The organism is Campylobacter sp. IFREMER_LSEM_CL2090, assembly GCF_025771865.1.
Lineage (GTDB): Bacteria > Campylobacterota > Campylobacteria > Campylobacterales > Campylobacteraceae > Campylobacter_D > Campylobacter_D lari_D.
The window spans coordinates 64724-77291 of record NZ_JAKMRA010000002.1 but is presented as its reverse complement, the minus strand read 5'-3'; the positions used below and the strand labels follow the sequence as shown (position 1 = coordinate 77291).

At 26.6% G+C, this 12568-nt stretch carries 14 protein-coding genes and 1 tRNA gene; 7 read left to right on the top strand and 8 right to left on the bottom strand.

Annotation, left to right across the window (positions count from 1 at the left end; translation table 11 throughout):
- Nucleotides 1-75: 75 nt before the first annotated feature.
- The 7 genes from L8V85_RS01585 to L8V85_RS01555 all read left to right on the top strand — a co-directional run bounded on the left by L8V85_RS01585 (nt 76) and on the right by L8V85_RS01555 (nt 5305).
- Nucleotides 76-453 (top strand): chemotaxis response regulator CheY, encoded by a 378-nt coding sequence (locus L8V85_RS01585; protein WP_039619063.1) that lies wholly within the window; start codon nt 76-78, stop codon nt 451-453.
- Nucleotides 454-465: 12 nt separating this feature from the next.
- On the top strand, nt 466-1302 hold the full coding sequence (locus L8V85_RS01580) for a 50S ribosomal protein L11 methyltransferase (RefSeq protein WP_133319740.1): 837 nt from the start codon (nt 466-468) through the stop codon (nt 1300-1302).
- The gene (ftsH, locus tag L8V85_RS01575) at nt 1302-3224 is read left to right on the top strand and encodes an ATP-dependent zinc metalloprotease FtsH (protein ID WP_263664935.1); all 1923 of its coding nucleotides are present in this window, start codon (nt 1302-1304) and stop codon (nt 3222-3224) included. The genes L8V85_RS01580 and ftsH overlap by 1 nt, the downstream gene beginning before the upstream one ends.
- The gene (locus L8V85_RS01570) at nt 3224-3841 is read left to right on the top strand and encodes a phosphatidylserine decarboxylase (protein ID WP_263737333.1); all 618 of its coding nucleotides are present in this window, start codon (nt 3224-3226) and stop codon (nt 3839-3841) included. The genes ftsH and L8V85_RS01570 overlap by 1 nt, the downstream gene beginning before the upstream one ends.
- A complete protein-coding gene (pssA, locus tag L8V85_RS01565) occupies nt 3838-4548 on the top strand; it encodes a CDP-diacylglycerol--serine O-phosphatidyltransferase (RefSeq protein WP_263737332.1) in 711 nt (236 codons plus the stop codon). Before L8V85_RS01570 ends, pssA begins: the two co-directional genes overlap by 4 nt.
- Nucleotides 4549-4611: 63 nt before the next feature.
- Nucleotides 4612-5166 (top strand): hypothetical protein, encoded by a 555-nt coding sequence (locus tag L8V85_RS01560; protein WP_263737331.1) that lies wholly within the window; start codon nt 4612-4614, stop codon nt 5164-5166.
- Between the two features lie 49 nt (nt 5167-5215).
- A tRNA-Ser gene (locus L8V85_RS01555) sits at nt 5216-5305 on the top strand.
- Between the two features lie 92 nt (nt 5306-5397).
- On the opposite strand, the gene L8V85_RS01550 is transcribed toward L8V85_RS01555, so the two are convergent.
- The 8 genes from L8V85_RS01550 to L8V85_RS01515 are packed head-to-tail and all read right to left on the bottom strand — an operon-like array spanning nt 5398 to nt 12508.
- Nucleotides 5398-6279: a tyrosine-type recombinase/integrase gene (locus L8V85_RS01550; protein ID WP_133319745.1), complete on the bottom strand. Its 882-nt coding sequence runs from the start codon at nt 6277-6279 to the stop codon at nt 5398-5400.
- Nucleotides 6269-7663 (bottom strand): hypothetical protein, encoded by a 1395-nt coding sequence (locus tag L8V85_RS01545; protein ID WP_263737330.1) that lies wholly within the window; start codon nt 7661-7663, stop codon nt 6269-6271. The genes L8V85_RS01550 and L8V85_RS01545 overlap by 11 nt, the downstream gene beginning before the upstream one ends.
- Nucleotides 7664-7682: 19 nt before the next feature.
- Nucleotides 7683-8855 (bottom strand): type II secretion system protein GspD, encoded by a 1173-nt coding sequence (locus L8V85_RS01540; protein ID WP_263666381.1) that lies wholly within the window; start codon nt 8853-8855, stop codon nt 7683-7685.
- Nucleotides 8818-9963: a zonular occludens toxin domain-containing protein gene (locus L8V85_RS01535; RefSeq protein WP_133319746.1), complete on the bottom strand. Its 1146-nt coding sequence runs from the start codon at nt 9961-9963 to the stop codon at nt 8818-8820. The genes L8V85_RS01540 and L8V85_RS01535 overlap by 38 nt, the downstream gene beginning before the upstream one ends.
- Before the next feature lie 2 nt (nt 9964-9965).
- The gene (locus tag L8V85_RS01530) at nt 9966-10385 is read right to left on the bottom strand and encodes a hypothetical protein (RefSeq protein WP_133319747.1); all 420 of its coding nucleotides are present in this window, start codon (nt 10383-10385) and stop codon (nt 9966-9968) included.
- A 9-nt stretch (nt 10386-10394) separates the two neighbouring features.
- A complete protein-coding gene (locus L8V85_RS01525) occupies nt 10395-12224 on the bottom strand; it encodes a hypothetical protein (protein ID WP_263662598.1) in 1830 nt (609 codons plus the stop codon).
- Complete coding sequence (locus L8V85_RS01520) at nt 12225-12356, bottom strand: hypothetical protein (protein ID WP_263662597.1); 132 nt, start codon at nt 12354-12356, stop codon at nt 12225-12227. It abuts the gene before it with no gap.
- A gap of 11 nt (nt 12357-12367) precedes the next feature.
- Nucleotides 12368-12508 carry a hypothetical protein gene (locus L8V85_RS01515; RefSeq protein WP_165955277.1) on the bottom strand — a complete coding sequence of 47 codons (141 nt, stop codon included), beginning with the start codon at nt 12506-12508 and terminating at the stop codon, nt 12368-12370.
- Nucleotides 12509-12568 lie beyond the last annotated feature (60 nt).

The following is a 12568-nucleotide window of genomic DNA, read 5'->3' as shown; positions in this document are numbered from 1 at the left end:
CTTTTAATTGATTAATAAAAATAAAAACGATACAATTACAGTTTTATGTAATTACATCAAGATAAAGGAAAAAAAGTGAAGTTATTAGTAGTTGATGATAGTTCTACCATGAGAAGAATAATCAAAAATACCCTTGTAAGATTAGGCCACAAGGATGTTTTAGAAGCTGAACACGGGGTTGAAGCTTGGGATTTACTTTCACAAAATGATGATATTAAAATTTTAATTACTGACTGGAATATGCCTGAAATGAATGGCTTGGAATTAGTAAAAAAAGTAAGAGCAGAAGAAAAATATGCTGATATGCCAATTATTATGGTAACTACAGAAGGTGGTAAAGCAGAAGTTATTACCGCCTTAAAAGCAGGCGTAAATAACTATATTGTAAAACCTTTTACTCCTCAAGTGTTAAAAGAAAAACTTGAAGATGTTTTAGGAACAAACGAAGGCTAATTATAAGTTTTTATGCAAACACATTATTACGAACTTTTTTTTCAAACAGACAAGGAATATTTAGATTTATTCCTTGATCTTATCTTTTCTCTAGAGATAGACGCTATAGAAGAAAAAAACAATGGTATTTATATAAGATCAGAAGAAGATATAGAACTCATTAAAATAGCCTTGCATGATTTTCATCAAAAATTATGTCAAAAACTAAATACTCATATTAATTTCCACTCTACCTTAGAAAAAAAAGAAAATAAAAATTGGATAGAAGAGTATAAAAAAGGTATACAAGCTTTGACGATCGATAATATCCATATTCACACCACTTGGCAAGAAGCTAAACAAGATAAAATTAATATCATTATAGATCCTGCTCTAGCTTTTGGCTCAGGACATCATGAGAGTACTTATACTTGTATAGAATTTCTACAAAAATATACAGATAATTCCAAATTTTGCTTAGATGTGGGTTGTGGAAGTGGAATTTTAAGCATTATCATGGCAAAACTTGGAGCCAAAGTACAAGCTTGCGATACAGATGAATTAGCTATAGTTGCAAGTAAAGAAAACGCAAAATTAAATCAAGTTAGCTTTGATGATATTTGGGTAGGTTCTATTAATAAAAGCTTACATAAATATGATATAGTTGTGGCAAATATCATTGCCGATATATTGATCATACTAGAAAAAGATCTTAAAGAAAAAACCAAAGAAGGTGGAATTTTGATCTTATCTGGTATATTAAATAAATATGAAGAAAGGATTAAAAATAAATTCAAAGATTTCACTTTGTTAGAATGCAAACACAAAGGAGAATGGTTGAGTTTAGTTTATAAAAAGGAATTGCAATAATGAATAAAAAACCAAATGATTTAAAAGATAATCAAAACAATAATAACTTTTTTAACAAAAATCCCATTTTTATTTTTGCCATTTTTGCCATTGTGATGATTCTTTTATTTAAAGGATTTTCAGATGATGGTAGCATGGGTATTATGGGCGGAGAAAACACTAAAAAAGTTACTTATTCTGAATTAAAAACTTTAATTGAAAATAATCAAATTGCCCAAGTTAATATAGGTCAAACTACTATAAAAGCTGTATCTAAAGCAGGAAATATGGTATATATTACCAAAAAAGTTCCAAATGATGCTACTTTTGTTCCTTTACTTGACTCAAAAGGCGTTTCCTATGGTGCTTTTAATGAAAGCAATTGGTTTATAGATATCTTACTTTCTTGGGTTTTGCCAGTATTTATTTTCTTTGGTATATGGATGTTTTTAGCTTCTCGTATGCAAAAAAATATGGGTGGATCTATACTTGGTATAGGAAGTTCTAAAAAACTTGTAAATTCAGAAAAACCGAAGGTTAAATTTAATGATGTTGCAGGTGTTGAAGAAGCAAAAGAAGAAGTTAAAGAAATTGTTGATTTTCTAAAATATCCTGAAAGATACATTAATCTTGGAGCAAAAATTCCAAAAGGACTTTTGCTTGTTGGCCCTCCAGGTACAGGTAAAACTTTGCTTGCAAAAGCAGTAGCAGGCGAAGCTGATGTGCCATTTTTTAGCGTATCAGGTTCATCTTTTATAGAAATGTTTGTTGGTGTTGGTGCTAGCAGGGTTAGAGATTTGTTTGAAAATGCTAAAAAAGAAGCTCCAGCTATTGTATTTATAGATGAAATCGATGCTATAGGTAAATCCCGTGCTGCAAGTGGCATGATGGGTGGAAATGATGAAAGAGAGCAAACTTTAAATCAACTTCTAGCAGAAATGGATGGCTTTGGTACTGAAAGCTCACCGGTAATCGTACTAGCAGCGACAAACCGTCCTGAAGTACTTGATGCAGCATTACTTAGACCGGGGCGTTTTGATAGGCAAGTTTTAGTAGATAAGCCTGATTTTAAAGGTAGATGTGATATTTTAAAAGTCCATATGAAAGATGTTAAAATTTCACCTGAAGTAAAAGTAGAAGATATTGCAAGATTAACAGCAGGTCTTGCGGGTGCTGATTTGGCAAATATCATTAATGAAGCAGCTTTGCTTGCAGGTAGGGATTCTAAAAAACATGTGGAACAAAAAGACTTAGTAGAGGCAGTAGAAAGAGCCATAGCAGGACTTGAGAAAAAATCACGCAGAATTAATGATAAAGAGAAAAAAATCGTAACTTATCATGAGTGCGGCCATGCTTTAATAGCTGAAACTACAAAAGGTGCTAAAAAAGTAAGTAAAGTTTCTGTTATTCCTCGTGGTTTAGCAGCTTTAGGATATACACTCAATACCCCTGAAGAAAATAAATTTTTAATGCAAAAACATGAACTTTTAGCTGAAGTTGATGTGCTTTTAGGAGGACGCGCAGCTGAAGAAATTTTCATTAAAGAAATTTCAACAGGTGCAAGCAATGACCTTGAGCGTGCAACTGATATCATCAAAGCTATGATTTCTATGTATGGTATGAGTGAAATTGCTGGCTTAATGGTACTTGAAAAGCAAAGAAATACTTTCTTAAGTGGCGGGCAAACTGTAAAAGATTATTCTGATAAAATGGCTCAAGATTTAGATGAGTATGTAAAGAAAACATTAGATGAACGCTATGCAGGCGTAAAAGAAATTTTAAAAACCTATAGCGGTGCTATAGAGGTGATGGTGCAAGCACTCTATGAAGAAGAAACTATTGATGGTGCCAAAGTAAGAGAGATTATTAAAAACTATGAAGAAGAAAATAATCTTCCAACACGCCTAGAAGAAAAAGAGCAAGAAGCTACTAAGGAAAACTAATGAAAACAAATTTTATTGCAAAAACTGGTTGGAGTTTGCTTATAGTTCTAGCTATAGTTTTTGCAATATTTCAATTTATATGGGGATTTTCTTGGCTTTTATGGTGTATTTTTATATTTTTTGCTTGTCTTTTTAGAACTAGTAAAATCGATTATATAGCAGATCCAAATACTATCATAGCTCCCATAGAAGGAAAAATCAAATGTATCAAAACAAGCTCATATAAAGAGCTTGGCGAGTGTATAGAAGTGCAAATTATCAATAATATTTTTTCCCAAGGAAATATCATAGCTCCGCTTGATATGAATATAGAAGAAACTAGAATAAGGCATGGACTTTTTTTATGTCCATTTATGAAAAATACAAATTTAATGGGTGAAAGAATGTTATTTTTAGCTAATTCCAAGAGCAAACAATGGGCATTACGCGTTATTTTTGGAGCATTAAATAGAAAAGCTCATATTGATGATTTTGGCCATCATTTAAACCATGGACAAAATATAGGTTTTATGTTTGATGGCAGTGTGAGTTTATTACTTCCAAAAGACACTAGAATTTGCGTAAATGAAAATGATAAAGTACGCATTGGTACATTAATAGGGTATTTAAATCCATGAATTTTAAACTAATTTATATTTTACCTAATCTTTTTACAGCCGCTTCCATATTTTTAGGTATTATTTCAGTGATTGCTTCTATTAATCAAAACTTTGATAAAGCATTAATTTATATCATTTTATCATTAATTTGCGATGGTTTAGATGGACGCGTTGCAAGAGCTACCAACTCTACTTCTAAATTTGGAGTTGAGTTTGACTCACTAGCTGATTTAATAGCCTTTGGTGTAGCACCTGCCATGCTTTTTTATATGAGCATAGGTTATGAATATGGTCGTTTTGGCTCATTAATAGCTGGTTTATTTGTAGTTTTTGGCGCTATACGCTTGGCAAGATTTAATGTCACAACAGGAACTTATGAACCATCGGTTTTTATAGGTCTACCTATACCAACAGCAGCAGTTGTAAGTGCTTTATGGGTAAGTGCTTATTTATATTATGATTTTTTACATGATTTTTCTTTAATAATAATATGTATCCAAATGCTTCTAGCCTTTTTAATGGTAAGCAACATAAGGTATCCAAGTTTTAAGAAAATCGATCTAAAAAGAGCAAATGTTTTGAAGGTGTTAATCCTTTTAGTAATTTTATTTTCTATGCTTTATCTGTATTTTTTAGAAAGTGCGTTAATCGTTGCAAGTTTATATGTGCTTTATGGAATCATTCGAAGCTTTTTTACTCTAGCCCGTAAATTTAAAAAAGATTAAAATTTTATTTTCACTTCACTTTTTGATAATATACTTTTCATTATTTTTCAAAAAGGAGTAAAAATGAATAAAAACAAATTATTCAGACAAATTCACATTTACATTAGTTTATTTTTCTTACCACTTGCATTTTTATATGCAATCACAGGTTTTGCCTATATAGCTGGTTATGATGGAGAAAGTGGAGCTGAAATTCAAAATTACAAAGTTCAAGCTATTATTCAAGAGGGTGCTGAAGCTGAATTTTTAATTGACTTTTTAAAGAAAAACAACTTAAAAATTCCTTCATCTTTGGAACCAAAACTCAACAAAAAAGGTAATGGTATAGAGCTTGGTACTATAAGCTATACTGCAAGTATTATTAAAATAGATGAAAACAATTATGAAATCATCACAAAAGAAAGAAGCTTACTTGGAAATATGATTTTGCTTCATAAAGACAAAGGTATGTGGTATTTTTCTGTGCTTGGGTTAGCTTTTGCGCTTGCTATGATAATCCTTTATATTTCAGGACTTTTAATCACTATCATAGCTATACGCAAAGACAGAGGCAAACAAATCGCAGTTTTAGGTGCTGGTTTTGTTATAACTTTAATCATAGCTTATCTTAGTGTATAAATTTAAGGTATATCTTATAAACAATAAGATATACTTTCCCTTTTAATACGGACAGATGGGTGAGTGGCTGAAACCACACCCCTGCTAAGGGTGCAGATCTTAACGGGTCTCGAGGGTTCAAATCCCTCTCTGTCCGCCACTATCTGAATACTATTTTTCCATAATAAAAGGGTATGAAAGAAATAAAAAAATAATACTTAATATTATAATTATTTATTATAACTATTATTTTTAATAAATATTTATATCAAAATCAATATTCTTTTCTAAATTATTTATATAAGAAACATAAACTTTATAAACCATTTCACAATTTGAATGACCTAAGATTTTACTTAACTCAATAGGACTTAAAGACTTTGATAAAAGTGCATTAGTTGCAAATGTATGACGCATTGAATAAAGTCGTCTATATTCTAAATTTAAATCTTTTAAAATTATTTTCCAATAATTTCGACTAAAAACATAATCATCTTTATAAGGATCTGAATACTGAGTTTCCAAAAGATAAGTATTATTTTTGTATTTATGAACATACTCATATAAATCACTATAAATAACATTAAATAAAGGTATTTTTCGAATGCTATAAAAAGTTTTAGGAGTGCTTTCTCCAAATCGCGACCGAGTAGAGTTTATATTTATAGTTTTAGCTTTAAAATCTATATCATTTATTTTTAATGCCAAAATCTCACCAGTTCTCATACCAGTAAAAAAACCTAATTTTAAAAATATTTGAAATTTATCATTATATTTTTTACTAAAATCAATAATTTTTAGAACTTCATCTTTAGAAAATGGCTTAATGCGTTTTTTTTGATGTTTTGGAAGTTTTATATTCTTTGTTGGATTTTTTAAAATTATTTCATCGTCTAAAGCTAAATCAAATATCTGACTTAAAATACCTAAATAATGCTTTTTTGACTTAATACTTACATCATTAATATTGCTTATCCAGTTTTTTATAATGGATGGTTTAATTTCACTTATATCATATTCAAAAAAATAAGAAAGACGATTTTTAATAATACCATTAACTTTATAATGTGTTGAAACTTTATAGTTATTTTGAGAAATTTTCAAAAATAATTCAGAATATGATTTAAAAGACATATTTATAACCTTTTTCAATCAAATAATCTTCTAAATCATCAATATCATTTATTTTTATTTTTTTAGCATCAATAAGCCCGCGTTCAATAGCTAAATTCACATGATATAAAATTTTTCCATCAATACCACAATATTTAAAATCATCGCTTTGAATTAATTTCATAAGTGCATAATCACTTAATGGATGTTTATTATTTCTCATTACAGAGAGAATGCCTGTATTTTCTCTTTTTTTGAATGATATTTTTTTATATCTTTTATATAATTTAGGATGTTTTTCTTTTTCATACTGATATACAATTCTTCCCATAAATTTATAAATTAATTTACAATTATCATACTCTATAGTTTCCTTATCATTCATAAAACAAAAATATTGCTTATCAAAACTCCATTCACAGACACAATCATCATTATTTATAAAATCAAATAAATTATAAAAATCTTTTTTAAAAAAATTAATTTTTCTATATATCCATAATGGAACAGGAGTTTTAGAAGTTAAAAATCTTCTTACTTTATGCTTAACATACCACGCACTTAAAAAATCTAAATCATGTCTATCATTGAAATTAATAAAAGTTTTATAAATATATTTCATAACATAGCCGGTAGGATTATTTAAAGACCATTGAAAACCATTAATTTCACCATTTAAAACTTGTTCTTTTGTAAGTTTATTGCCTTGTTTTAAGTTTTGAGGTGCATAGAATATTTTTTTATATATTTCAAAAGTATAATTAAACGCATATTTAGGAATATAAATTAAAGCGTGAATATGTGGAACTCCGTCCTTTTTATGCGGTTCAAAGCACCTGATATAAAGCTTTTTTAAACCTTTATATTTTCTATGAATTCTCATAATAAATAAATTCCATTGATAATTTAATAGTTTAATTAAATCTTTAATTGTAAAAGCTTCATTAATATTTATTTTATAATTTAAAGAATAATCAAGATATTTTCTATCAAATGGTTTAAAAGAAGTAAAATCGCCTTTTAAAGCATTTCTAAAACAACCATTAAGAGTAATAGTCAAAAAAACAGGCATTAGATCGTAATCAAATTGTAAGCTTGAAATAACATTACAACGATTAACAAGCTCAGCATAATATTTTTTACCAAAATTGGCAGAATATGACAAATCTAAAAAAGATTTTATTTCACCGGTAAAAGAAGTATAAAATCTATTAGAAAGATAATTTCTTTGATTATCTAATTTTAAATTACACAGCTCTAAATCTTTTAAACTTAGTCCATAACTTAAAGGTAAGAGTTTTTTATTAAATTGACAAGAGCTGTCATTATGTGCGACTGCGTCGCTCATAATGCCATCTTTTTTTAGATTGTAATTTATTGATTGATTAAATAAATTATTTTCCATTGCAACACCTTTATATAATTTATAATATTTCTATTGAGAGAGTTAAGACAGTATTACTAACTTGATTTCTTTCTATCTTAAATAAATAACCAAGAAGCCAAATATCTTTTAATAATGGAATACCAGATTCATAATTAATATTAGTTTGCTTATTAATTCCACTTAAAACCAATAAATCGCCCCGCTTAAGTGTATAAGATGATTTTAATTCTTTTTTAGAAGTAATAGGAGTTAGATTATTATTTGATATTAAATCTTCAACAATTAAATGTAAATCAAAATCAACTAAATCACCTATAATTAAAGGTTTTAACCTAACTTGTAATCCTACATCTTTATAATCATAACTTGAATTTTGAGCAACTTCAGTATTAGAAACTTGTGTAGTAGATTTTAAAAATGGAATATTTTGAACAGAACTAAAAAACACTTCAGAATTAGATCTAGCGACCAAAAAAGGATTAGAAACGATTTTGGTAATACCTTTATTTTCTAAAAAGCTAAGAGTTGAATAAAAACTCTTTTTATCAACTTCAATAATATTATTTTCAGTTGAATAAGGAATAGTAATTAAATTAACATAGAAATTAAAATTATTGATAGAATTATTTTTTAAACGAGCTTTTAAGGTAGAACCCATATCTTTTAAATTATCAAGATTAGTTTCTAAGATAGTGATTTTAAACTTTAATTGTTTTAAATCAAAACTATCAATATCATTAATAGCACTTTTTAACTTAGAATATATGAAATCATCACTTAAAAAAGAAATAGAATTAGAACGATAAATATAGGTAGAATTAATATCATAAATATTTAAAAGAGAAGATATATCATCATAAGAATTTTTATTAAGTCTTATATATCTTAAATTCTTATTATTATTTTTATTTTTTAAATAACTTAAATTATTATCTTTAAAATTATTTTCATACACATAATAAAAAGATCCGGTAAAAGCAAGCTTTAGATTTTGAAGCTTTAAAGCACTTTCAAAAACATCTAAAGTAATATTAGGAAAATTTTTATTAGTATAAAAAATATATTTATCAGGATTAATATTAGAACTTACCAAAATATCAACATTATTATAAGTGGAAGCTAACTCAGCATATTCAAATATATTATTTGAAAAAGTATGACCAAATAAAAAACTAAAACTTAAAAGAATTAAAACTAGTTGTTTTTTCATTAGATTTATCATTTTTTTTAACACCTTTCTTAAGATTATCAAAAACTTCAATTTTAAAGACTAAAAAATAAGAATATCCCTTAAAAATTTTTGTTTTATGAATAAAAACAGGATTGTAAAAATTAAGAATTTCATCAAAATAATCTCTAGGAATACTAAAAAAAGAATTATCATCCTTATCAACAATATTACATTCAAGTTGAATACAATTAACCTTATAAACAAAAGTAGAATTAAAATCTTTAACATTATCAGAAAAATCATTTAAATAATTACTTGTTTTAAATAAAGGAAATGAAGAATTATTATCAAAGTTAAAAGTTAAGTTATTTTCATCAGAATTAATTTTAGGTATATCATTTGAATTAGTATTAAAATAATTTAAAAAAATATAGAAAAATAAAATTAAAAGAAAAAAAGAAATAAAAGCAAAAATAAAAATTTTAGTAAAAAAAGATTTATTAGAGCTAGATTTCCCAGACTGATAAAGATTAAAAACTTCTTGATTAGCTTTTAAAGAAAATCTAAAAACTAAATCTTTGCCATACATTTTATAAGATGAAAATTGAGCGTATCTAAAAGAATTTTTACTTATTCTTTTACCACTATCTAAAGCTTTATAAAAAAACTCAGCAACTCTTTTATATTCATTAGAAACTAAACTTAAATCTTGAGTGATTAAAATAATTTCTTGATGTATATGACGATGATATGTTAACCACCAAATTAAAATTTTATCATCTTTATTTTTAAAAACATTGTGTATCTCATCAATAATAAACATTGATTTAAATAATTTCAATTCATTGGCTTTAATATTTATTTCATCATCATTAGCACTATTAGAATATAAATTATAAAGTTCTGATAGATACAAATAAAAAACATCAAAATCAAACTTTAAAAGCTTATTGCTAATATCAAATTTTAAGCCATTTATATTAGTATAGCAATAAAGATAATCAAAAGTCTTAATTTTTCTTTTAATTTCAAAACCTAATATTTTTTTATTCTTTAAAGTAGGCTCAACAAAATATTCATATAGCTTATTTACCGCAAAATAAGTTTTACCACTTCCAGGATTGCCAACAATATAAGTAATAGCCATTTTTACTCCTTAATAGAAATAATTACAGCTAAAACAGAATTTCTAATATGAAAAAGAACAGACCAAAGAAGTTTAGAAAAAATTAAAACAAAAACACTAATTAAAATAGGAGAAAAAACAGAAAAAACATCATTAAAAGCCTTAAAAAATCCAAGAGATGAAAATACAGACAAAACATTTAAAAATATATCATCTGAACTTAAAAATAAAGAATTGATATATTCAAAAAAATTATTTATTTCATTAAAAACAAAAATTATAATTTTTGCAAACGATAAAAGACCAGCAAAAAAAGCCAAAAAAAATAAAGAATTTATAGCAATGATCGTAACAAAACTAGAAATTCTTAAACTAGCTTCAATAACATATCTTTTAAAAAAATCACCAAAAAAAGCAAGCGTAGCTACAATAATTTGAAACATATTATTCCTTTAAAGATTAATTAAAAACTTAAGAGAAAAACGCCAAATAACCCTGATAAAAAATAAGAAAAAAAGGCAATAAAAGAAAACATAGAAAACGCCTGATAATTTACTTGTAAATTCACAAAAATCAATTTTTATTTCATTTTTACCATCTATATAATCAAAATCAAAAGTTAAAGGACAAGTATTTGTCTGTATTGGAAAATCTATAGATTTAAAACCACTTTCAACAACAGATATAAAATCATTTATAGAATTAGAAAAAGACTTATATTGATTATTCAAATCATCAGAAAAAGATAAAAAATCTGATTTTAAAGAATCAATAAAACTATTATAGCTACCAAAATCAGATCCATCATAAGAACCGCAATTATTATCTTTACAAACATTATCGCCATTAGAACCATTTCCATTATTAGAACCATTTCCAACAGGATTAGAGCTATTACTATTATTAGAGCTATTACTATTATTAGAACCATTTCCAACAGGATTAGAAGGTTTTATAGAAGAACAATTACTACCAATACATAACTTATTATTATCCTTAATAGAAGTTCTTTCATCACTATGACCAAAATGAAAACAATTATTATCAATACAAATAGTATTATTTTTACTAAAGCCTGATCCTTTATTAATAGAAGAACACTTACCATTAATACAGATTTTATTGTCTTTTACATCAGTATTATCATCAGCTTTAAAACAACTATTACCATCAAAACAAATATTATCATTATCTTTAGAAATACTAATTTCAGAACCACTAGAAGATGGGGTAGAAGGTTTATGAAAAGGTATATTATTAGAACTAGTATTTTCATTTGAAATAAAACTACAATGATGCTCAATACAAGAAGGAGTAAAATTATCTTTAGAAAAATCAATAATATTAGGGCAATTATAATTTATATAAGTAGTTTCATCAGCACAAATACTAACACAATTATAACCTTTACCACCATTAGAAATACCAAGAACGCTATCAATGTATTTTAAACCACCATTTTCAAAACACTGAGCTTTAGCATAAGAATAGGGATTAGATATACTTTCTTTATCAATCAAAGAAACACATTTATTTTTAAAACTATCAGCTATTTCACCAGGTTGGCAAGGAACGCAAGTAACAGAATTAACGCTATCATCAATTTTAAAAATATAATTATCTTCACAAGGTTCATGAATTTTTTTATAAAAAGTTTGATAAAATTTCTGAACTTGTAAACCTCTTTGCAATTCAATATTAACATATTCTCCATTATAAGAGCCTTCGCAACCTTCATCTTCACTGTTCATGATAAAAGGAGAATTATAGTAATTATCACCGCCGTCGGTGTATATATAACCTTCTTCATAATCAAAAATAGAATCTAAAGGACGCAAACAACTATTATCAATCTCTTTCAGGGTATTTGGCTTTCCAAAACTAAGTAAAATACCAATTTCACCACCACCGAAATGAACATCATCTATAAATAATTTTCCGTAAATATAATTATCATTAATAACATGAACTTCATAAAATGCAGTATCTGGAACTTTAAAATCATACTTATCATAAAAATAGTCAGAATATGGATATCTTGAATCAGCTACAGTAAAATCTTGATAATCAGGATCTAACTCCTTAGATGAGTTAAAATAGAGTGCTCCACGCTCACTGACTACAAAACCAATCTCACTAAAAGCAAAATTAGCACTAAAATGTGCATTACCAATAAAATTTTTAGGAAAAGAACGATTTAGCCAATCCGAAGGAGAATAATACACAGGCCAAAAAGCAAAAGAAAAATCAAGAAAAAATAACAAAGAAATTAAAAAACGCATTTACTTCATCCAACGACTAACAAATAAAACCAAAATAAGCAAAATAGGAGTTATACCAACAATAAAATATATGAAAATACTAAAAAAGAAATCAAAACTAACAACGCCTGTTATGTTAAGAATACCACTCATAAAAACACCTTTTAAGACTTAAAAGAAGCTATCAAAAGCACCACAAGAAGCAAAAGAGAAAAACCACAAAGAATACCTGTTAAACTCATTAAAAAATTATAGTTTTGCTGACCCAAAATATATAAAACTTCCAAAGGTAATTCAAGTTTCATAAAAAAATCCTTTAAAATAGGCTTTGAAAGTGTTACACATCGCCGAGAAGTTTTTAAAAA